This window comes from uncultured Flavobacterium sp. (genome assembly GCF_963925415.1).
Taxonomy (GTDB): Bacteria; Bacteroidota; Bacteroidia; order Flavobacteriales; family Flavobacteriaceae; genus Flavobacterium.
In genome coordinates, this window is the sequence record NZ_CAWUTS010000035.1 from 1 (window position 1) to 21253 (window position 21253).

Genomic DNA, 21253 nt, shown 5'->3' on the forward strand with positions numbered 1-21253 from the left:
TCAGAAAAATATTTGTCAGAATCTTTCAAAATTTGCGGCTTATCCATTGAATTATTCCAATAGTAAGTGTTATTTCCAACTTCATTATTAGGATTCCAATCAAAATATATTGTAGAACCATCTATAGACCAATGTTGATTTTCGGGTTGATTTCCTATAAAATTATCGCCCTTCATAATGTCTTCTAGTTGAAGACTTTGTGCAACAGCATTGTGTCCAATTAAGGTAAAAAGAAGTAAAAAATATTTTTGCATGGTTTTAGCGTTCGTATAATACAAATATATTAAATAAAAAAAGAGTCAAATTACTTTGACTCTTTTTTTATTTAATACTCTAAAAAATTATCCGTTCAATGCTTCCGCACCGCCAACAATTTCAAGAATTTCTCCAGTAATTGACGCCTGACGTGCTTTGTTGTAGGTTAATTTTAATTGATTTCTTAAATCTGTTGCGTTATCTGTTGCTTTATGCATTGCAGTCATACGAGCACCATGTTCAGAGGCAAATGAATCTCTAACTGCTTTGTATAATTGAGTTTTTAATGATTTTGGGATCAAAGTTAGCACAATTTCTTCTTTTGATGGTTCAAAAATATAGTCTGAAGACACCACTAGACCACCTGTTATGGGAGCTAAAGGCAAAAATTGTTCTCTTTGTACAATTTGAGTAGCTGCATTTTTAAACTGATTGTAAATTAATTCAATTTTATCATAGTCACCTGCTTCAAACATATTCATTATTTGTTGCGCAACTTCTGATACATGCTCAAAAGTTAAATCATCATAAACAGCGCTTTTATTTTCTACTACAGTATAGTTTTTTCCTAAAACATCGTTTCCTTTTTTACCAATAGCAAAAATATCCACTTGTTTACCTTCATAAGAATTAGCCACAACAATAGATTGTTTGATAACATTGGTATTAAAAGCACCACATAATCCTCTGTTTGAAGTTATGGCAACAACTAATACTTTGTTTATTTCTCTTTGTTCTGCAAAGGCTCCACCAGTGTCTCCATCAAGTGTTGCGCTAAGGTTTTGCAACAATTCCGTTAATTTTTCGGCATAAGGTCGCATGGCCGTAATAGCATCTTGTGCTTTTTTTAGCTTTGCTGCAGAAACCATTTTCATTGCCGATGTAATTTGCATCGTAGATGAAACGGAGGTAATTCTATTTCTAATTTCCTTTAAATTTGCCATCTGTATAGGTGTTAGGTTTTAGGTTGTAGGTTGTAGGTGTAGCACTTCTACTACCTACAACCTAATTCCTTTTTTCTAGTATTTCGCTGAAACTTCTTTTGCTGCTGCTCCTAAAACATCAGTAATTTCATCTGTGAATTTACCCGCTTTTAAAGCATCTAATATTGGTCTGTGTTTTGCATTAAGATATTCGATAAAATCTTTTTCGAATTCTTTTACTTTAACAACAGGTACGTTTTTTAATAAGTTTTTAGAACCCGCATAGATAATAGCAACTTGATCTTCAACTGTAAATGGGTCATTTACGGCTTGTTTTAAAATTTCAACGTTACGTTTACCTTTTTCAATTACGTTTTTAGTTACTGCATCTAAGTCAGAACCAAATTTAGCAAAAGCTTCTAATTCTCTATATTGAGCTTGGTCTAATTTTAAGGTACCCGCTACTTTTTTCATAGATTTAATTTGAGCATTTCCTCCAACACGAGAAACAGAAATACCTACGTTAATGGCAGGACGAACTCCAGAGTTGAATAAATCTCCATCTAAGAAAATTTGTCCATCAGTAATCGAAATTACATTTGTTGGAATATAGGCAGAAACGTCTCCTGCTTGTGTTTCAATAATTGGCAAAGCTGTTAATGAGCCTCCACCTTTTACAATTGGTTTTAAAACATCTGGCAAATCATTCATATCTTTTGCTATTTCGTCATTAGCGATAACTTTACAAGCTCTTTCTAATAAACGAGAGTGAAGATAAAAAACATCCCCAGGATATGCTTCACGACCTGGTGGTCTTCTTAGTAATAAAGAAACCTCACGGTAGGCTACAGCTTGTTTTGACAAATCGTCATAAATTATTAATGCAGGACGACCTGTATCGCGGAAATACTCTCCAATAGATGCTCCAGCCATTGGTGCATATACTTGCATTGCTGCAGGATCTGAAGCGTTTGCTGCAACAATAACGGTATAGGCCATTGCTCCTTTGTCTTCTAATGTTTTAGCAATTAAAGCTACAGTTGAGGCTTTTTGCCCAATTGCAACATATATACAAAATACGGGTTCACCCGCATCATAAAATTCTTTTTGATTTAAAATGGTGTCAATACAAACCGTTGTTTTACCTGTTTGACGGTCACCAATTACCAACTCACGTTGCCCTCTACCAACTGGAATCATAGCATCAATTGCTTTAATACCGGTTTGTAATGGCTCTGTTACCGGTTGACGATAGATAACTCCTGGAGCTTTTCTTTCTAAGGGCATTTCATATAAAGTGCCGCCAATAGGTCCTTTACCATCAATTGGGTTTCCAAGTGTGTCTACTACACGACCTACAATGTTTTCACCCACTTTTAATGAAGCAATACGTTGGGTTCTTTTAACATTTGAACCTTCACGAATTCCTGTAGATGGTCCTAAAAGCACTACCCCAACATTGTCCTCTTCTAAGTTAAGTACGATAGCTTCCAAGCCGTTGTCAAACTGAACTAATTCACCATATTGTGCATTAGACAATCCATAAACACGTGCTATACCATCCCCTACTTGAAGTACTGTTCCTACTTCTTCTAACGTTGCACCAGATTCAAAACCTGATAATTGTTGCTTTAATATTGCTGATATTTCAGCTGGATTTATTTCTGCCATTTTATTATAATTTGTACACTATTAACGTGCAATAAATATTAATAACTAAATTCTCTTTTTAAATTTTGCAATCTGTTTGAAACAGAAGCATTGTATTGTTGATCTCCCATTGTTAAAATAAATCCACCAATGATAGATTCATCTACAATGTTTTCTAAAGTTATCGTTTTATTTGAAAACTCTTTAATTTTTGCTAATACTTTAGCTTCTAAATCAGCCGTAATAGGAAAAGCAGTTGTTACTTTTGCAACTTCTATTCCGTTTAATTCATTAACTAATGCTTTAAAATCTGATGCTATTGTTGGCAATAATTCAAATCTCTTATTAGTTAAAAGCAATTGAAACAAGCTTTTCGTTTCTTTTTGTGCTTGAGCAAAAATTTGTACCAAAGAAGCGTGTTTAATTTCTCCTTTAATAATAGGGCTTTGTAAAAAGTTTTTTAACTCATTACTTTCCTTCACAGCATGAACAATCGATGTCATATCGTTTGTTACTTGTGCTGTGTTATTGTTTGCTTGTGCAATATCAAGTATGGCTTTTGCGTATCGAATAGCTGCTCTTGTACCTGCCATATTTTTTAGTTTAATTTGGCATCACCTAACATTTTCTCAACTAATTTAGTTTGAGATTCTTTGTTCGATAATTCTCCTTTTAATACTTTTTCTGCAATTTCTAAAGAAAGTGTTCCCACTTGATTCTTTAAGTCAGCAATAGCCGCGTTTTTTTCGCTTGCAATTGTTGCTTTTGCTTGTTCAATCATTTTTTCACCTTGAACTTGAGCTTCTGTTTTAGCATCGTTAATCATTTTATCTTTGATTTCACGTGCTTCTTTAATCATCATCTCTCTCTCTGTTCTTGCCTCAGCTACTAACTTTTCATTGTCTGATTTAAGGTTTAGCATTTCTTTTTTAGCATTTTCTGCCGAAAGTAAAGCCTCCTTAATTCCTTCTTCTCTTTCATTAACCGCATCAAGAATAGGTTTCCAAGCAAATTTTTTAAGTAGTAAAATTAATCCTACGAATAATAATAATGACCAAAAAAACAAACCTAATGAAAATTGTTCTAATAACTTACCCATTGTATATATTCTAAATTAGAAATTTTTTTGTTTTAAAAAACAACAGTTATAACCAACCGTTATAACTGTTGTTTAAATTTTAATTAAGCGAATAAAGCCGCGAAACCAATACCTTCAATAAGAGCTGCTGCTATAAGCATAGCTGTTTGAATTTTTCCTGAAGCTTCTGGTTGACGAGCAATAGCGTCCATTGCTGAACCACCAATTCTACCAATACCTAAACCTGCTCCGATTACGATCAATCCTGATCCAACAATTTCTGGAATTTGCATAATGTATATATATTTAATTAAACATTCAATTTATTAATGAGCATCATCATGATGCTCTTCGTTACCTGCTCCAAAATACAGGGCAGATAACATGGTAAAGATATAAGCTTGCAGTGCTGCTACTAATATTTCTAACAACGATAAGGCAAAAGCTAAAAAGAAAGATAAACTACTTCCTAACCAGTTTTTGAATATAAACATTAAACCTATAATACTCATTAATACAACGTGTCCTGCAACCATGTTTGCGTATAAACGTATCATTAAAGAAAAAGGTTTAATAATTGTTCCTAACAATTCTATTGGGGCTAATATGATCTTCATTAAAGAAGGTACACCTGGCATCCAAAAAATGTGTTTCCAATAGTTTTTATTGGCTGTAAATGTTGTAATTAGATACGTTAACAAAGCTAAGCATGCTGTGATTGCTATGTTTCCTGTAACGTTAATCCCTAAGGGAGTTAAGCCAAACATATTTAAAAACCATATAAAGAAAAATATAGTTAATAAATAGCTCATGTATTTTTTATAATTTTTTCCAATGTTTGGAATAGCTATATCGTCTCTTATATATAAAATGATTGGTTCAAAAAATCTTCCTGCTCCTTTTGCAATTCCGCCGTTTTTGGCATATGATTTTGCTAAACTTGTAAACAGCAATAACATTATTAGCCCTACTACAAAAATCATGAAAACATTTTTTGTAATAGAAAAGTCTAAAGGCATTTCATTTATTGCATGATGATGAACATCTTCTGCTACTTCTGCATTAGCATTGGCTACTTTATAAATTTTGTTGTGGTGTAGCCTATAAAAGTTTCCGTTTGACTCAGCTACAGCTTCACCATGATGAAATTTTGATGATAAAAAAATCTGTAATCCATTGTCTAGTAAAATAACAGGTAACGGAAAACTAAGGTGATGTTCTAAACCCGCATCATCTGTATATGATGTGAAGTGAAAGTCATGCGAATCTAATAAGTGATGACCAATAAAAGTTTTTATTTCAGATTTTAAATCACTTTCGCCTTCGGCATGAAGTGGGGTTTCTGATTGAATTATTTCTGCACTTTCTGCAATAGAATCATTAACTACAACTGCATTTGAAAACAAAGGTAACAAAGCAACAAATGTTGCTAGTATAAATTGGAGTGGTTTTTTTGAAATCACCATATCTTTTATAAACTTAATTTCTAAGGTTTTTAATTTTGGTGCAAAAGTACAATATTTATTCATATTCCAAATGAATTGTAAAAAAAAATTGCTCTTTTTTATAATGATTTTGTGCTTTTTTATTTTTTATTTAAAATCTTAATACTAAAAACAGTTTCTATTATTAGAAATAAAATAAAAATAAAAAAGAAGTTCGATTTTTCTATGGTAGTTGAAAGTGTATTGTTAAGTATGGGTCTTGCAAGTATAAAAGCAGTTATTGTTTGAATTGTTGTAGCCAACATAAAAGTCATGCCTGTGCTGTCAAAGTTTTTTTGAGCAATTTTTAAAACGAAGAACAAGCTTATTGCAGAAAAAATAAAAAAAAACAAGTATAAAAAAGGAATGCTGTAATAAAATGTTTCCTGGCTTTCATTTAACAAAGTGTACTCAAAAATTAGATAATGAATACTAAATATAGGCAAGGTTAATAGCAAAAAGAGGGCTAGTAAACCCAAATAGTTATTCGTCATCTTTATTTATATGTTTGACAGGTATGTTTACACGATATAATGGCAAAAAACAGGTGTTAGTATTAAGTTTTAAAAAAAACCAAAGAATATGTTTATTAATTACAACCTTTTATAGAGCTTTTTTTTCTTCTATTTGGGATTCATTTTTAACTTCGTTGATGTTTTTTACAGCGCTCTTCATTACACATGTTGCATTAAAAGTTGCTCCAGGCTCTACCCCAAGTTTTCCAATAATAACATCTCCTATTACATTTGAAGTTGATTTTAAGTTCAGCAAATCTATCGCTTCTAGTTTCCCAGAAAATCTTCCTTCAATATCTATGTTTTGACATTTTATAGTTCCCTCAACATATCCTTTTGGACCAATTACGAGTTTACCTTTTAAAACGCAACTTCCTAATAATGTTCCGTCAATTCTAAAATCAGCATTAGAAACAATATCCCCAGTTAGCTGTGTGCCTTCTGATATTCTGTTGATATTACTTACTATATTTTCAGTTGGTTTTTTTTTGTCAAACATAATTTATTTGTTTTTAGTTATATATTCTTCCAGATTTTTCTTTATTTGAACTACTTTGTAATTGTAGGAAGATATTACATAAGCTTGATCTGTAATTTTATAATCTTTATAGTCTTTTAGTAAAAACAACGTTGCCTGAGCTGATTCTTTTGATTGAAAACCATGCAGAACAACGAAATTAGTAGAGGCGTTATAAACGTCCAATGATCTTTTTACTCGCACATCGCTTCGGTCTTCAATAAAGGCATCAAGTTTTGCGTATAATGCTTGCGTTTCATCATTTTTTATATGGTCTTTTGGAAAAATAATTTTCCAAAAAGTTGATTCGGTTGTAAAATCTAAATTTTCTAAATTTGGAATATCTTTTGACAAAATATCCTCTGCTTGTTTGCCCTCTTTTGTGTTTGGATAGTTTAAGGCCACAAAGTTTAAGGCCTTTTTATAGGCTTCAAGCCCGCTTAAACGAGCTGTTATTTGTGCTTTAAGTAGTTCAAGTTTTGGTGCAATTTCATCTCCAGTGTAAGTGTCAATTAAGGTCGTAACTTTTAAATCAGAATCTCTTATGTTTCCGTTTTCAAATTCTTTATATAGATTGGTATAGATTGCTTCTGGTGACTGACTTCCTTGAGTTTCTTGATTGGGATTTTGAATTATTTGTGCATATCTACTGTCTGGGTATTCTGAAATTATTTGCTGCTTTATTTCATTTAACTTAGTGCTTCCTAAAATTTCATATATCTTAAATAGATTGTATTTTGACGGTAAAATTAAACGTTGTTCTGGCTGATTTTCTAATAGTTTTTCAAATTTTGATGCCGCTAATTTATATTCTTTAAATTTTTCTTTATAAATAGTTCCCAATTGATAATCGGCAAAATTTCGCTCTTTTTTTAAACTATCTAAGACTTTTTTAGTACTTGGCAATTGGCTTATGTAAAAAGCAACTTTATATTCTGGATTCTCAACAATTTGTTTTGTTTTAGAGTCTTTATTTACTTCTTTTTCATTAGAATCTGATGCATTAACAGAAGACGTACTCAAACGCCAATTATCTTTTAAATCTCTTTTGCCCCATTTTTTTTGAAAATCAGTTTTTCCTAATGAAACATTTGTTAGGCTATAAAAATAAAAGAGGCTAGATGTGTTGTTAAACATGTCTTGTGTGGGAGGTGATAAAAGATTAGAGTTACTTGATGATTGAAAGGCTTTATCAATGTTTATAGAATTGTTTTTTGATAGACCTAAACTATTTGCTTTATTTTCTTCAATTAAAGCAAGCCTTTCTTGTTCTTTAAGCTTTATTAAATCTTGTTCTTTTAGTTTTTCTATATGATCTAAATAATAGCTGGATTGTTCGTCAAGAGAAAGACTGACAACATATAAAATACTATCTGCTGCTTTTACAATAGTTTCATATTTAATTACATCTTCTAAATTTTCTCTTTTTTTGTTAATTACTCTGTATTCTCTTGTTTTTTGGCCTAGTTTAGTTAAAGTACTATCGTAATACTTACCTGCCACTAAATATTCAGTATTATAAAAATTAATTTCAGCAATATTTCTATAATTTGATGCAACTAGGTATTGGTCTTCCGTTTGATTTCTTAACGATTTATTGTAATAAAAAACGGCTTGCTTATCTTTGCTTTGTTTGTTATAAAACAAGCCCATTTGGTGATTTAATACGTCTAAAAATGGTCTGTTTTCTCGGTCTTCTAAAAGTTCATTGAAATGCTCAAGAAAAACAATAGTGTCCCCTTTTTCAACATCAAATTGTGACGCTAATTTTGCATGTGCTTGCATGGTGTATTTTTTGGGTGCTTTTCTTTTCATGTCAATAACTTCTTGAAAAGCCATGGCAGCACTGTCTTTAATGTTTAAACTTTCGTATAATTGGCCTATAATAAAAGTATATCTTGCTTTTTGATCTTTTATTTTGGTGTTTGCTTTAGCCGTTTTTAAAACCGCCTGTGCGGTGTCTTTTATTCCTAAACTCATATAGGCTTGAGACAAAATTGCAGACGCGTTAGCCAAATTTTGTCCTTGAAGGTTTTGATCTTTTAAAAGGCGTTTTAAATTATCAATTGCAAGTTGCTCGTTTTCTAATCTAATGTTGATTTTTTCTCTCCAAACCTTAGCGTCATATATTTTATCGCTGTTTGGGTATTTGTATAATATATAATTAAAGGCTTCTAAAGCCGGAATGTATCTTTTGTCATAATACCTAGATTTTCCTAGTAAAATATACGATTCGTCCATTTGAGAATTCTTTTCAGAACCTTCAATATTCATGGAGTGTTTTTGGATGGCTTTAATGGCTTTATCTTCAGAACGTTCAAAATTAGGATTTTTGGTTTCATCGGGGTTCATATCTGCCGCATCTTTTTGCATATATTCGGCAGGTAAAATTTCCCAAAAATTATCTTTATAGTTGCTTTCTAGTTCCGTTAACCCTTTTTCTAATGCCGTTTCACCATTATATAAAATATTGTATTTTGAAGTTTTAGCATGATAAGTTCTGTTTATAAATTTATCTTTCTTGACTGAACAAGAGACAATCAGAAGCGTTAATGCAACAATAATTATATAGGCGTATTTATTGATTTTCAAAGTAAAATAGTTTATTTGTGTATAACTAAAAATATTCTTTTTTAGTATCTGAACTTGTAAAAATACACTTTTTTTGGAACTATGAAAAATTTTAAAGATTTTTGAGCAAACTCGATACTGATTTACAGCAAATAATGGATACGTTATTGGTTATGCGGAAAAAAACATTTCTAATTCTTTTAATGTTTCTGTTGTGGGCACTAGGTCTTTAACAATAATCCCTTTTTCTAAAACCACAATTCTATCAGAAACCTCAACCGTGTGTTGCAAATCATGACTCGAAACTAAAACAGTAATGTTTTGATCTTCGGCCAATTCTTTAATTATTTTTTTTAATCTAAATTGGCTTGTAGGGTCAAGGTTAGCAAAGGGTTCGTCTAAAATAATTACTTCGGGGTTTCCAATTAAAGCACCCACAATACCTGCTTTTTTAGCATTCCCTTTTGATAAGTCTCTCAAGTATTTTTTATTGTTTAGAATTTCTCCATTAAAAAAATCTTCATGCTTTTTTAAAAAAGAATCTACATCTGCTTTATTCCATCCGCGAAGTTCTCCTATAAAATAAAAATATTCTTCGGGTGTTAAATAGCCAATTAAAAAAGTTTCATCAATAAATGAAGAGGTGAACGACTTCCAATCTTCACTGGTATTTATTTGAATGTTGTTTGACGTAATTTTGCCCGAAGTTGGTATTATTAAATCCAACAACATACTAAAAAAAGTGGTTTTTCCGGCTCCGTTATTCCCTATTAATCCAAAGCTTTGCCCTTTTGGAATATCTAAAGTGTCTATTTGTAAAACGGTTGTTCCGTTGTATGTTTTTTTAAGGTTTGAAACGTGTATCATGATTTCTTAATTTTCTTGTTGTTTAAATCCTGCTATGGCTTGATATTTTCTTTTCTTATAGGCTAACGTGATTTTTTTCATAAAAAAAGATCTAAAAATTAGGCCTAAAATTCCTATTATGGCTAATAAAATTGTAGCCGTATTCATGTTTGTCCATTTAAAAAATAAATACCAAAGCAATAAAGGAAACAACATTAAAGGTATTCCTACTATCCATTGTGCTGCTCCAGTTCCTTGATAATTCATAAACGGGCTTTTTTCTAAATCAATTTTCTTTTTATTAAACGAACCTGCATATAAAATTACCAACACATTAATTCCGATATTGTAAATAGCACAGGCCAAATTAATCCATAAAATATGCCATCCAAAATATACATACGGAATAGAAAGTAGCCCTAAAACAAGTGTTGAAAAAGTCATTAATGCTGCCTTTGATGCTAAATAATTTCTAAATTGAATGTTTTGAGCATGAATTAAACTAAAATAATTGCTATCCCAAGCTGGTATAAATTGTCCGAAATTGATCATAAACATTCCGGATGTAAAAATCCCTACGAACACAAAAAAGGCAGGCATTTTTTGATAAACTGGATTGTTATAAAAAATTAAACCATAGGCTAAAATGAGTACGGATAAAAATATAGTTGTTCTTGGTCTTTTGTTTCTCCATATTAATTTTAAATCGAGTTGTAAAAAAGGTGCTATAGATCCAAAACGTTTTGTCCATGTTAAATCAGTTGTTTCGGCAGTGGTTGTTTTTGACTTTAGGAAACTATCCAAATAGAAATTTTTTGACAGAAAACTATAATTTAAAAAATAAATTGCTCCCAAAACAGCTAAAAGACTAATAATAGTAAGTGGATTGTTGGAAACAAACAGCATTGCATTTGCAATACTTTCACTAATGCTAAAAATATTGAAATAATCTAGAACCCCTAAAATTAATCCCATAACAACAAAAGGAATAAACTTTGACAGTTGTGCTGTAAAACTTTTTTTGATTAAAAAATTAATATAATTTAAAATGATGTTTATTAAAAAAACACTTATAAACCAAGTAATTGCTTGTGAAGCAGTAATTGCTTTTTCTGAATAAGCAATAAGGGTAAAAGGAATAAAAATGAATAAGGAAATTAAATTGTAAAAGGAAAACAAGCTTTTTACCAAAACATAATTAATGATTTTTTTCTTTTTTATGTTTTGCGTTAAAAAAGATTTCATGTTGATAACAGGCAAAGTTTGCATAAAAAAACGAAGAATTAATTGAAATCCAATCCAAGAAGCAATATAGTTTTGAATAGACAGAAAAGGATTTGTTTTTGGAAAAATTTCTTCTAATATTTTATATAAGCCTAAGCCTAATGCTAAAAAAGAAAGCGAAAAATATAGAGCAAAAAAACCGAGCAGCATTTTAAGAGCTATGCTTTTTTCTACGCTAGAAGATCTAAAAAACGATTTCCATTCTAATTGTAAAAAGTGTTTTATCATGATTCGTTCTTTGGTTTTTTGTTAACTATTTGTAGCTTAAAAACTGATTTTTTACACCGTATTTGCTAATTCATATTCGGGGTAGGTTTCTTTGAGGTATTTTTCTGCTTTTGAAGGAATAATTTTAACAACAATATAAGTGACCAATAAAAACGTTACAATAAATAAACTAAATCCAAATAAAAAATAGTCATTAGGCATGTCTCCTGAAAAACTATTGATGGTAGTAAACATATGGGCAGGTAAAGTTAATATAATAGACATAGTGCCATAGCCCGAAATTATTTCTTCAAAGAGCCAAATTTTTCCTGTTTTTGATTTTCTTTTTTTCTTTTTTTTGTGTTCATAAATTATAATCGGCATTAGCATTATATACAGAGTAATTATAAAATAAGCTATGAACTCATTAAAAAAATAAAGTTTAAAAAAATAAAACAAACCTAAAACCATACTTAGTGTTAGAATAATTTTTGGAATCGTAAAAAAATCTTTTAAATGAGACCAAATAATTTTGTTGTATTTTTTACCTAAGGCTGCCTGCCGTTTTTCAACCACATCCATAAAACCAAAAACACCAAATTTTTTGAATTCAATTTGTAAAGCTTCTTCAAAATTTTGTTTTGGGTTATGCAACCATTGTTCTTCAATTGCGTTGGCCAAATGATCGACTAATTCGGTTTGCAAATCGTACCATTCTACATAATGTTGCCTTGTGAATTGGTATAAACGTTGTATTTGTTGATTATTTAGTTTCATTATCCTTTTGTCTTTTTAATAAAATTTATGTTAACTTTTGATAATTTCATCTTAATAACTCAATTTAGGATTCACAATAGTTTGCATGTTTTTTATAAATTCTTCCAATTCCGAAAGTCTGTTTACGGTTTCTTTTGTGCCTTTTTCGGTTAGTTTATAATATTTTCTTAATCGATTATCTACTTTTTCAACCTCAACATCTAATAAGTCTTCGGCTTCTAATTTATGTAACGCAGGGTACAAAGCACCTTCGGTAATGTTTAACTCACCTTTGGTAATTTGTTTTACCTTTTGTGTAATTTCGTAACCATACATTCTGCCGTTTTCTTCTAACAACTTCATGATAATGGTGTTTAAACTTCCTTTATACAATTGCGAATTTTTCATTTTAGGTTTTTTTACAACACAAATATACATAATATTCTTATACATTAGAATCTTATGTATAAATTTAATACATTTTTATTTTTTTACTATTCTTTGTTTTCTGTTTTTGTAGTATTTTTGTAAAAAATATATACATGTCCGCATTTTATAAACTCGCTATAAAAGAAATTAAAAGAGAAACCCCTAATGCCGTTTCAATACTTTTTAATGTTCCTGAAGAATTAAAAACCAATTATATATATATTGCCGGTCAATATGTAACGATTAAGCTAAGTCTTGACGGACAAGAAATTCGAAGAGCTTATTCTATTTGCAGCAGCCCAAAAAGTGGTGAACTACGAATAGCTGTAAAATCTGTGAAAAATGGTTTCTTTTCCAAATTTGCTAACGAAAGCTTAACTGCGGGCAGCTTATTAGAAGTGGGCACACCTGAAGGAAAGTTTGTTTTTGAACCTGATTTTGACAAACAAAAAAATTATGCTGCGTTTGTTGCCGGTAGCGGAATTACTCCTGTCATGTCAATCATACAAACGGTTTTAGAGCAAGAGCCAAACAGTACTTTTGTTTTGGTATATGGTAATAAAAACAAAGAAGAGACAATTTTTTACCAACAATTGCATGATTTGCATTTAAAATATGTAGGCCGTTTATTTTTACATTATGTGTATAGTAAAACTAATGTTGATGGTGAACTTTTTGGCAGAATTGATAAGGCAGCTGTAAATTTTGTATTGAAAAACAAACATGCACAAAAAGAGTTTTATACCTATTATTTGTGTGGCCCAGAAGACATGATTAACTTAGTTTCAAGCACCTTAAAAGAAAATAATGTGGTTGAAAAAAGTATTAAGTTTGAATTGTTTTCGAGTCCAACTTCAGAAAATGATGCTGCAATAGCTCAAGAAGGTCATACAAAAATTACGGTTTTGGTAGACAACGACCAAACCACTTTTGAAATGAGCAAAAAACAAACGCTGTTAGAGGCGGCTTTGAAACAAGGTTTAGACGCTCCTTATTCGTGTCAGGGTGGAATTTGCAGCAGTTGTATTGCGCGAATAACATCGGGGACAGCAGAAATGAAGAAAAACAACATTTTAACTGATACTGAAGTTGCAGAAGGTTTGGTTCTAACTTGTCAGGCACACCCTACATCGGCAGAAGTTTTTGTAAATTATGATGATGTTTAAAAATTAGTGATTAGTGATTAGTGATTAGTGATTAGTGATTAGTGATTAGTGATTAGTGATTAGTGATTAGTGATTAGTGAAATATACTAAATGCTAAGCCTTTCTAACTTTTTTTATCCAATACATTATAAAAATTGTTCCAACAATTGAAGGTGAAATCCAGTAGATTAAGCCTTCAAAACGTAGACCTGCAACTAAAAAAGCAGTAATTGAAGCAATATATGCACCTGACATTTTTCCAATATGAAAAGGTAGGATTTTTGTTTTATCTATGCTTTTATAAAATTTAAAGTCTCTTATTGAGGTTAATAAAGCCGTTAGTCCAAAAAACAGATATAAGATTCCACCAGAATTATTTCTTAGAAGAAAGTAAGTTCCAAAAAACAACATGACTAAAGAGGCAACAAACATTACACCTGAAATCAATTTATCTGTGAAATTTGCTTCTTTTTTCTTTTGGAATAAAAGGATTCTATTTCCTGAAATTACTAAGTAAATTGTAAAAATTCCGATTAAGAATAAAAAGTTGTTTTCATGATTTGGTAACCCACAAATTGGTAGAGAAATTAAAGAACTAATCACCATTCCATAAGAAAAAACTTTTCCTGCTTTTTGGTGATTTGCACTTCCTTTTATAAATAAAATACTTGCTAAACCTGATAAAAGAGCAATTCCTCCAAAAAAAGCGTGAATATAAATGAAGATTTTAATGACTTGTTCCATGATATTTTAATTTTATAGAACAAACTTATATCAAATAGGTTGCTTGAAATATTTTAATATTCTGAACTGTTGAAATAGGTTGATGAGTTGTTATTTTCTAACTAATTCTCAATGCTGGATACTACTTTTTCAACTGAAATACTTCGCATTACATCTTCATAGCCAGGAACAATTTTATTTCCATAAACAGATGTTGGTAATAAAGGATACTTTGTTCTATCCGAAATCAAACAGTTTACCATAGGTTGATTAAAAGGCTTAAAGCCCGCATAAGGATGGGTTGCTCCCCAAAGTGTAACAACCTTAACTCCAAGCATTGCGGCAATATGTGAGTTGCCTGAGTCCATGGAAAGCATTATATCTAAATTTGAAATCAAATGCAATTCTTCAGAAAAAGATAATTTTCCGGCAACAACAATTACGTTTGCATTATTATTTTGTAATTGATTTAATTTTTGAATTTCAGTTTTACCACCTCCAAATAATAAGATTTTTTGATTGTGTTTTTTTGATAATTCATTAATTACTTCTTGCATTAAATCTTGTGGGTAAACTTTACTTTCGTATTGAGCAAATGGTGCAATTCCAATTAAATTCATTTCAGAAAAAGCTTCAATTTTACTCAAAACTACAGTTGACAAAATTGCTTTTTCAGGAAATTTTGGATTGGTTAAATCAATTTGAAAACCTAATTTATTAAAGGTTTCAATATGTCTTTCAAACATTGATTTTGTAGGTTCAAAAATCTTGTTTTCAGCACGAGTTAATGCTTTTTTATCTGTCCGTCCTTTATCCGTTGCAGCTGATTTTATTCCTATAGAAAAAAATAAAATTCGAATTACTTTTGAACGTAACACATTGTGTAAATCAGCAATATGTGTAATCTTTAGTTTCTTTAAGTCTAGAAACAAGCGAATTAATCCTAAAAAGCCTTTGTGACGTTTTTTTACATCAACAGCAAAAAAAGACACGTTTTCAAGGCTGTCAAAAAAGGGCCTAAAAAAAGGTCTAGAAACAATTGTGATTTTTACCTCTTTATGCTGAATAGAAAAAGCTCTCAATACAGGAACGGTCATTGCGACATCACCCATGGCTGAGAGCCTTATTACCAGTATGTGTTTATTTGTTTGCATTGCTAAAATGCTTATTTTTTACTCTGATATAAAACAGGATTTAACTCATCGTCATTATACATTTTCATTTGTTTGTATACTTTCATAAATTTATCACCGTTTTCAATATCTACAACTAATTGACTGATTGAAGAAAACATATCGCTTTTTTGATCTAAAAGCACGTTTAATTTTTCTTGACATTTAGCTCTATGTTCCGACGAAGCTTCTTTTCGGGTTGCTTCTTCATTCATATGATATATTTTTAAAGCTAAAATAGATAAACGATCAATTGCCCAGGCCGGACTTTCGGTGTTAATTTTTGCTAATGGTTTAACTTGAACAGTACTATATTTTTGAAGAAAGTAGCCGTCTATATATTCAACCATGTCGGTACGGACTTGATTAGAAGCGTCAATTTTTCTTTTTAAAACAAGGGCTGCTACTGGATCAATTTGTGGATCACGAATAATATCTTCATAATGCCATTGAACAGTATCTACCCAGTTTTTAGCAAATAATAAATGTTCGATTTTATCTTTGGGAAAAGGGTTGTTTATAGGTTGGTCAACAAGGTCGTGAACATGATAATCGTTTATACTTTGTTCAAAAATGGAATAGGCAAGTTTTGCAAACATGGTTGTGTACTATTAATTTCTACAAAAATAGATAATTTTATACTTATAGCCCGAAAAAGAAAAGAATATTTCGATGTCTTTTGTTTGTAGCAGTTTTGAGAGATCTGTTTTTAAAAAAACTACAGGTTATGCTCTAAATGATATAAAAACAACCATTTAATTTAAATTTATAATTGCAAAACAAATAGTGTAATAGAAACAACGAACAATACATAAAGGGTTGTTTCTTTCATCCAATTTGTTTTTATTTTTTCAATAAAATTTGCACCTAAAATAGCTAAAGAAGGCAAACAAAATATGAGATAACTGTTGTTTTTATGGTTTGATAAAACATAAATTAACAGGCCTAGTATAAAGGCAAATATAATTTTTTGATGAGTAGCGTGGGTATTAAAGGGCTTGTTTTGAAAATCAAATGCTTGAGTAGAAAACAAAAGCAATGCAACCGAGCTAAAAACAGCCAATGCAATATTTTGATAAATAGTGTCAAAATAACTAAAATTAAAACTAACGGATATATCATTCACAATTGAAGAAAGCAATTGATTTTGAAAAATTAAATCAATTAATAAGGTAATATTTGCAACAACAAAGAGTGCTAAAAAAGGGATAATCCAATTTTTATAACTTCCTGAAACATGAAAAATTATAGTAATAAACACTAATATAATATATGTAATACACCAAAAATGAAATAAAGCCGCTATAAATATCCAAAATGAGGCGTCAAATATTTTTTCTTTTGTGCTTCTTAGGTTTTGCAAAGTAATTAATTTTCTTGTTGCTAAAAGCAAGAAAAAATTTGCAATAATTACATTTGGATTGGAAAAAATTGTTGGAAAGAAAAATAGAAAAATAGAAAACAAAAAAATAGCATAATTGTTTAATTTAGTCAGGTTGTTTCGAAGAACTAAATAATTATAAATAACATAAGAGGTCAGCAATAAAACAAATATTCCTATTTTTTGTGCAATAGACCATCCGTCATTTATGGTGCCTGGATCTTTAAATTGATATAAAAAATATAAGAGAAACGAAGTTATTCCTATAATTAAATAATTAATTGGTCTTGTTTTACTAAAAATGTTTGCTATCATAAAGATATTGTATATTTTTGCAGTGTAAATATAATACTATAAAAAAATGAAAGCATTTTTTGAAGGAATACAGACACTTTTTGTTGATTTTTTATTCTGGCCATATGATCAGTTAAGATCATTAGAACTTACAAGTTGGTGGTCAGCAAACATTGTTAATTGGATGTTTATTATTATTTGTATTTGTGCAATGGCTTATTGGACCATTCAATTAAATATCTTCAAAAACAACAATGAAGATGAAGATGACACAACAGCCCACTCGTTTTTAAAATAAATTTTTTCTCCAAAGAAGAAAAACGCTAGAGATCAAAACCAATATCTCTTCTATAATTCATCTTATCAAAGTGTAATTTATTTATATTTTGATAAGATTCTTTTATGGATTCTTCAAAGGTATTTCCAAAAGATGTAACGGCCAAAACCCTACCTCCATTTGAAACTATTACTCCATTTACTGATTTAGTACCTGCATGAAAAACTAGGGAATCTTCAATTTTATCTAAGCCTAATATTTCTTTTCCTTTTTCATATTCTTCAGGATATCCACCAGCTACTATCATAATAGTTGTCGCGCTTCTTTCGTCTATTTCTAGAGTAATCTTATTTAATTCTTGTTTTGCTATGGCATCAAAAATTTCAACTAAGTCTGATTTTAATCGTGGCATAACTACTTCTGTTTCAGGATCACCCATTCTTACGTTATATTCTATAACAATTGGTTCTCCTTTAACGTTTATTAGGCCAATAAAAACAAAGCCTTTATAATCAATATTGTCGTTTTGAAATCCTTGAATGGTTGGTATTACAATGCGTGTTTCTATTTTTTTTAACAATAAGGCATCTGCAAAAGGAACTGGCGAAACAGCGCCCATACCGCCCGTGTTTAGGCCTGTATCGCCTTCGCCAATACGTTTATAGTCTTTTGCTGTTGGCAAAATTTTATAGTGTTTTCCGTCTGTTAATACAAAACAGCTCAGTTCGATACCGTCTAAAAATTCTTCGATGACTACTTTTGAGCTTGCGGCACCAAATTTAGCGTCAACTAACATACTTTTTAATTCGGCTTTAGCTTCTTCTAAGTCATTTAATATTAAAACACCCTTTCCTGCTGCTAAACCGTCTGCTTTTAATACGTAAGGGGCATCAAGCGTTTCTAAAAATTTACACCCTTGTTCAACAGTTTGGGCAGTAAAGCTTTCGTATTTGGCGGTTGGTATGTTGTTTTTTACTAAAAATTGTTTGGCAAATTCTTTACTACCTTCTAATTGAGCACCGCGTTTTGAAGGGCCTATTACGGGAATTTGAATTAAGTCTGAATCATTTTGAAAAAAATCATAAATCCCATTTACTAGTGGATCTTCTGGTCCAACTACAACCATATTGATGTTGTTTTGAAGAACAGCTTTTTTAACAGCTTCAAAATCATTTGGATTAAGTTCAATATTTGTAGCTATTTGATTTGTTCCTGCGTTCCCGGGTGCTACAAAAAGTTTTGAACATTTATTACTTTGCAACATTTTCCATGCTAATGCATGTTCTCTTCCCCCTGATCCTAAAAGTAAAATATTCATTTTTTGTGTTGTTTGTTTGGCAAAAATACTTTGTTTGTGTTTGATATAAAAGCTTAGTAAGCATTTTCTTCGCCTTTAATGATATTAATAACCGTTATAAAGATTATTTTAATATCCATGATAAACGACCAGTTTTCAATATAAAACACGTCATATTTAACTCTATTAATCATGTCTTCTTCTTCTTGTATTTCGCCTCTAAATCCTTTTACTTGTGCTAAGCCTGTAACGCCGGGTTTTATATAATGTCGAACCATATATTTTTGTATTTTATTACCATACGCTTCATTTTGAGACCATAAATGCGGCCTGGGGCCTACTACCGACATATCTCCTTTTAGTACATTAAAAAATTGAGGTATTTCGTCAATACTTGTTTTTCTTAGGATTCTTCCTGTTTTAGTAACTCTTGGATCGTTTCTTGAAGCTGGTGTTTCGCCTAGTCCGTTTAACTTCATTGATCTAAATTTATAACAAAAAAACCCTTTTTCATTTATTCCCGGCCTACTTTGTTTAAAAAACACAGGGCCTTTAGATTCTATTTTTATTAAAATCGCTAAAATTGGCGTAATCCAAGATAATATAAAAACAATTATAAATAGCGAAAAAACTATGTCAAAAAACCTTTTAGCAAATTGAATTGAAGGATCATGAAGGGCGGTTTTTTGAAGTGTTAAAACCGGAAATAAGTCATAATAATTAAGTTTAAATTTTTTAGATAATATTGTAGAATTGTCTGGTATAAATTTTATTTCTATTTTATTTTTATCTGAAAAATGTACCAAATCTTTCATTTTTTCATTGGAAATTTCGTTTAAAGAACAGTAAATTTCATCTATTTCATGTTTTAAACAAAACACAGGTATATCATCTATTTTGCCTAAAATTTGTTTGTTTTTATTTTTATCCGAAAAGAAACCCTTAAAACGATATCCATAATCGTCTCTTTCATCAAAAATGTTTTTTAAATGAATTGATTCTTCTGTAAACCCTATAATTATTGTGTTTTTTAAATTATTACCTGTAGCTAGTCTGTATTTTTTTAAGTAATAAAACAAGGCTGTTTTTAAAAACATGATAATTAAAAAAAGGGATGATACATAAAAAAAAATTGCTTCGCTATTAAAAACCGCTTTTGTATAAAATGGAAAAAAAGCAATAATTATTAATGTAAAAAAACCAGCCTGTCTAACAATTTTTGAGAGTATTTCTACTGGAGTTGTATATCTGTAAACTTCATAAAATTTGTTAAAAACAGACACTAGGATCCATGCCAAAAACAAGAACATTTTTAAATGAATGTGCTTAATCTTTAAATCATCCAAAAAGTAAGGAGAAAAAATTAATACAAATGTAATGTCTAAAAAAAAACTTATGGGTCTAATATATTTTGAATACCTACCTTTATTCATCTAATAAATGTATTTTGTAAAATCTTTGTGCTCTTCTTTTGCTAATTCTTCAGCAGATAATGATTTAAAATAATCATAGGTTATTTTCATTCCTTGCTCTCTAGATACTTTAGCGTTCCAGCCTAATATTTCTTTAGCTTTTGTTGTGTCGGGTTGTCTTTGCATGGGGTCGTTCATCGGCAGTGGATGGTATACAACTTTTTGATTTGTTCCTGTTAATTTAATGATTTCATCTGCAAAATCTTTTATTGTAATTTCATCAGGATTACCAATGTTTACGGGCAAATGATAGTCGGAAAGTAATAGCCTATAAATACCTTCTACTTGGTCATCTACATAACAAAAAGAACGGGTTTGACTTCCATCTCCAAAAATAGTTAAATCCTCACCACGTAATGCCTGACCAATAAAAGCGGGTATTACGCGACCATCGTTTAGTCGCATTCTGGGTCCATAGGTATTAAAAATCCTAACTATACGTGTTTCTAAACCATGAAAGGTGTGATATGCCATGGTTATGGATTCTTGAAAGCGTTTTGCTTCGTCATAAACACCTCTAGGGCCAATGGTATTTACGTTTCCGTAATATTCTTCTGTTTGAGGATGAACTAATGGGTCTCCATAAATTTCTGATGTAGATGCAATAAGAATACGCGATTTTTTTACTCGAGCTAATCCTAACAAATTATGAGTACCTAACGATCCAACCTTTAAGGTTTGAATGGGTATTTTTAAATAATCAATAGGGCTTGCTGGAGATGCAAAGTGTAAAATATAATCTAAATTTCCATGAACATGTACAAATTTTGTAATATCATGATGATAAAACTCAAAGTTTTTATCCTTAAACAAGTGCTCTATATTTTTTAAGTCACCTGTAATTAGATTATCCATACCCATAACAAAATATCCTTCTTTTATAAATCTATCACATAAGTGTGAGCCTAAAAAACCTGCTGCTCCTGTTATTAAAATTCTTTTCATATTTTAAGTGTTAACCTTTTTGTTAATTTTAT

General features: G+C 30.5%; 21 protein-coding genes and 1 pseudogene. 2 read left to right on the forward strand and 20 right to left on the reverse strand.

Features of this window, described 5'->3' with window-relative positions; all coding sequences use genetic code 11:
- From AABM47_RS02530 to AABM47_RS02590, 13 genes and pseudogenes are all read right to left on the reverse strand, one after another.
- Window positions 1–254: pseudogene (locus AABM47_RS02530) on the reverse strand (S9 family peptidase); the annotation flags it as partial.
- A gap of 87 nt (window positions 255–341) precedes the next feature.
- Window positions 342–1199: an ATP synthase F1 subunit gamma gene (gene atpG, locus AABM47_RS02535; RefSeq protein WP_338409353.1), complete on the reverse strand. Its 858-nt coding sequence runs from the start codon at window positions 1197–1199 to the stop codon at window positions 342–344.
- 75 nt (window positions 1200–1274) lie between these two features.
- Entirely contained in the window at window positions 1275–2849 is a 1575-nt protein-coding gene (atpA, locus tag AABM47_RS02540) for a F0F1 ATP synthase subunit alpha (RefSeq protein WP_338409354.1), read from the reverse strand.
- A gap of 38 nt (window positions 2850–2887) precedes the next feature.
- The gene (atpH, locus tag AABM47_RS02545) at window positions 2888–3421 is read right to left on the reverse strand and encodes an ATP synthase F1 subunit delta (protein ID WP_338409355.1); all 534 of its coding nucleotides are present in this window, start codon (window positions 3419–3421) and stop codon (window positions 2888–2890) included.
- Window positions 3422–3426: 5 nt separating this feature from the next.
- Window positions 3427–3927 carry a F0F1 ATP synthase subunit B gene (locus AABM47_RS02550; RefSeq protein WP_338409356.1) on the reverse strand — a complete coding sequence of 167 codons (501 nt, stop codon included), beginning with the start codon at window positions 3925–3927 and terminating at the stop codon, window positions 3427–3429.
- Between the two features lie 83 nt (window positions 3928–4010).
- Window positions 4011–4199: an ATP synthase F0 subunit C gene (gene atpE, locus AABM47_RS02555; RefSeq protein ID WP_024980572.1), complete on the reverse strand. Its 189-nt coding sequence runs from the start codon at window positions 4197–4199 to the stop codon at window positions 4011–4013.
- A 33-nt stretch (window positions 4200–4232) separates the two neighbouring features.
- The gene (gene atpB, locus AABM47_RS02560; protein ID WP_338409400.1) at window positions 4233–5372 is read right to left on the reverse strand and encodes a F0F1 ATP synthase subunit A; all 1140 of its coding nucleotides are present in this window, start codon (window positions 5370–5372) and stop codon (window positions 4233–4235) included.
- Window positions 5373–5993: 621 nt separating this feature from the next.
- Window positions 5994–6404: a polymer-forming cytoskeletal protein gene (locus tag AABM47_RS02565; RefSeq protein ID WP_338409357.1), complete on the reverse strand. Its 411-nt coding sequence runs from the start codon at window positions 6402–6404 to the stop codon at window positions 5994–5996.
- A 3-nt stretch (window positions 6405–6407) separates the two neighbouring features.
- Window positions 6408–9014 (reverse strand): gliding motility protein, encoded by a 2607-nt coding sequence (locus tag AABM47_RS02570; RefSeq protein WP_338409358.1) that lies wholly within the window; start codon window positions 9012–9014, stop codon window positions 6408–6410.
- A 150-nt stretch (window positions 9015–9164) separates the two neighbouring features.
- Window positions 9165–9860: an ABC transporter ATP-binding protein gene (locus AABM47_RS02575; RefSeq protein ID WP_338409359.1), complete on the reverse strand. Its 696-nt coding sequence runs from the start codon at window positions 9858–9860 to the stop codon at window positions 9165–9167.
- A 6-nt stretch (window positions 9861–9866) separates the two neighbouring features.
- On the reverse strand, window positions 9867–11351 hold the full coding sequence (locus tag AABM47_RS02580) for a DUF5687 family protein (RefSeq protein ID WP_338409360.1): 1485 nt from the start codon (window positions 11349–11351) through the stop codon (window positions 9867–9869).
- Between the two features lie 51 nt (window positions 11352–11402).
- Window positions 11403–12107 (reverse strand): hypothetical protein, encoded by a 705-nt coding sequence (locus tag AABM47_RS02585; RefSeq protein ID WP_338409361.1) that lies wholly within the window; start codon window positions 12105–12107, stop codon window positions 11403–11405.
- A gap of 51 nt (window positions 12108–12158) precedes the next feature.
- Window positions 12159–12494 carry a helix-turn-helix transcriptional regulator gene (locus AABM47_RS02590; RefSeq protein ID WP_338409362.1) on the reverse strand — a complete coding sequence of 112 codons (336 nt, stop codon included), beginning with the start codon at window positions 12492–12494 and terminating at the stop codon, window positions 12159–12161.
- 134 nt (window positions 12495–12628) lie between these two features.
- Between AABM47_RS02590 and AABM47_RS02595 the strand changes: the two genes are divergently transcribed.
- On the forward strand, window positions 12629–13681 hold the full coding sequence (locus AABM47_RS02595) for a ferredoxin--NADP reductase (protein ID WP_338409363.1): 1053 nt from the start codon (window positions 12629–12631) through the stop codon (window positions 13679–13681).
- Window positions 13682–13774: 93 nt separating this feature from the next.
- On the opposite strand, the gene AABM47_RS02600 is transcribed toward AABM47_RS02595, so the two are convergent.
- The 4 genes from AABM47_RS02600 to AABM47_RS02615 form a co-directional block, all read right to left on the reverse strand.
- Window positions 13775–14404 (reverse strand): hypothetical protein, encoded by a 630-nt coding sequence (locus AABM47_RS02600; RefSeq protein ID WP_338409364.1) that lies wholly within the window; start codon window positions 14402–14404, stop codon window positions 13775–13777.
- 101 nt (window positions 14405–14505) lie between these two features.
- Complete coding sequence (locus AABM47_RS02605) at window positions 14506–15537, reverse strand: glycosyltransferase family 9 protein (protein ID WP_338409365.1); 1032 nt, start codon at window positions 15535–15537, stop codon at window positions 14506–14508.
- Window positions 15538–15548: 11 nt separating this feature from the next.
- Window positions 15549–16154 carry a DUF4254 domain-containing protein gene (locus tag AABM47_RS02610; protein ID WP_338409366.1) on the reverse strand — a complete coding sequence of 202 codons (606 nt, stop codon included), beginning with the start codon at window positions 16152–16154 and terminating at the stop codon, window positions 15549–15551.
- 167 nt (window positions 16155–16321) lie between these two features.
- Window positions 16322–17251 (reverse strand): DUF6427 family protein, encoded by a 930-nt coding sequence (locus AABM47_RS02615; RefSeq protein WP_338409367.1) that lies wholly within the window; start codon window positions 17249–17251, stop codon window positions 16322–16324.
- A gap of 46 nt (window positions 17252–17297) precedes the next feature.
- On the opposite strand from AABM47_RS02615, the gene AABM47_RS02620 reads away from it, so the two are divergent.
- Window positions 17298–17528 (forward strand): uracil phosphoribosyltransferase, encoded by a 231-nt coding sequence (locus AABM47_RS02620; protein WP_338409368.1) that lies wholly within the window; start codon window positions 17298–17300, stop codon window positions 17526–17528.
- Between the two features lie 25 nt (window positions 17529–17553).
- Here the strand turns inward: AABM47_RS02620 and purD are convergent, their stop codons facing one another.
- The 3 genes from purD to AABM47_RS02635 are packed head-to-tail and all read right to left on the reverse strand — an operon-like array spanning window position 17554 to window position 21221.
- Window positions 17554–18825, reverse strand: a complete 1272-nt coding sequence (purD, locus tag AABM47_RS02625; protein WP_338409369.1) for a phosphoribosylamine--glycine ligase — start codon at window positions 18823–18825, stop codon at window positions 17554–17556.
- 53 nt (window positions 18826–18878) lie between these two features.
- Window positions 18879–20237, reverse strand: coding sequence for an undecaprenyl-phosphate glucose phosphotransferase (locus AABM47_RS02630; protein WP_338409370.1), 1359 nt, complete (start codon window positions 20235–20237; stop codon window positions 18879–18881).
- On the reverse strand, window positions 20238–21221 hold the full coding sequence (locus AABM47_RS02635; protein ID WP_338409371.1) for a UDP-glucuronic acid decarboxylase family protein: 984 nt from the start codon (window positions 21219–21221) through the stop codon (window positions 20238–20240).
- Between the last annotated feature and the right edge of the window lie 32 nt (window positions 21222–21253).

What these genes read in the sequence shown, in the direction of transcription:
- AABM47_RS02635 (WP_338409371.1), bottom strand. Translation starts at nt 21,221, where the DNA reads ATGAAAAGAATTTTAATAACAGGAGCAGCAGGTTTTTTAGGCTCACAC.
- AABM47_RS02610 (WP_338409366.1), bottom strand. Translation starts at nt 16,154, where the DNA reads ATGTTTGCAAAACTTGCCTATTCCATTTTTGAACAAAGTATAAACGAT.
- AABM47_RS02590 (WP_338409362.1), bottom strand. Translation starts at nt 12,494, where the DNA reads ATGAAAAATTCGCAATTGTATAAAGGAAGTTTAAACACCATTATCATG.
- AABM47_RS02630 (WP_338409370.1), bottom strand. Translation starts at nt 20,237, where the DNA reads ATGAATAAAGGTAGGTATTCAAAATATATTAGACCCATAAGTTTTTTT.
- AABM47_RS02620 (WP_338409368.1), top strand. Translation starts at nt 17,298, where the DNA reads ATGAAAGCATTTTTTGAAGGAATACAGACACTTTTTGTTGATTTTTTA.
- AABM47_RS02565 (WP_338409357.1), bottom strand. Translation starts at nt 6,404, where the DNA reads ATGTTTGACAAAAAAAAACCAACTGAAAATATAGTAAGTAATATCAAC.
- AABM47_RS02585 (WP_338409361.1), bottom strand. Translation starts at nt 12,107, where the DNA reads ATGAAACTAAATAATCAACAAATACAACGTTTATACCAATTCACAAGG.
- AABM47_RS02605 (WP_338409365.1), bottom strand. Translation starts at nt 15,537, where the DNA reads ATGCAAACAAATAAACACATACTGGTAATAAGGCTCTCAGCCATGGGT.
- AABM47_RS02575 (WP_338409359.1), bottom strand. Translation starts at nt 9,860, where the DNA reads ATGATACACGTTTCAAACCTTAAAAAAACATACAACGGAACAACCGTT.
- atpA (WP_338409354.1), bottom strand. Translation starts at nt 2,849, where the DNA reads ATGGCAGAAATAAATCCAGCTGAAATATCAGCAATATTAAAGCAACAA.
- AABM47_RS02550 (WP_338409356.1), bottom strand. Translation starts at nt 3,927, where the DNA reads ATGGGTAAGTTATTAGAACAATTTTCATTAGGTTTGTTTTTTTGGTCA.
- AABM47_RS02580 (WP_338409360.1), bottom strand. Translation starts at nt 11,351, where the DNA reads ATGATAAAACACTTTTTACAATTAGAATGGAAATCGTTTTTTAGATCT.
- AABM47_RS02595 (WP_338409363.1), top strand. Translation starts at nt 12,629, where the DNA reads ATGTCCGCATTTTATAAACTCGCTATAAAAGAAATTAAAAGAGAAACC.
- atpE (WP_024980572.1), bottom strand. Translation starts at nt 4,199, where the DNA reads ATGCAAATTCCAGAAATTGTTGGATCAGGATTGATCGTAATCGGAGCA.
- atpH (WP_338409355.1), bottom strand. Translation starts at nt 3,421, where the DNA reads ATGGCAGGTACAAGAGCAGCTATTCGATACGCAAAAGCCATACTTGAT.
- atpG (WP_338409353.1), bottom strand. Translation starts at nt 1,199, where the DNA reads ATGGCAAATTTAAAGGAAATTAGAAATAGAATTACCTCCGTTTCATCT.
- AABM47_RS02600 (WP_338409364.1), bottom strand. Translation starts at nt 14,404, where the DNA reads ATGGAACAAGTCATTAAAATCTTCATTTATATTCACGCTTTTTTTGGA.
- AABM47_RS02615 (WP_338409367.1), bottom strand. Translation starts at nt 17,251, where the DNA reads ATGATAGCAAACATTTTTAGTAAAACAAGACCAATTAATTATTTAATT.
- atpB (WP_338409400.1), bottom strand. Translation starts at nt 5,372, where the DNA reads ATGGTGATTTCAAAAAAACCACTCCAATTTATACTAGCAACATTTGTT.
- purD (WP_338409369.1), bottom strand. Translation starts at nt 18,825, where the DNA reads ATGAATATTTTACTTTTAGGATCAGGGGGAAGAGAACATGCATTAGCA.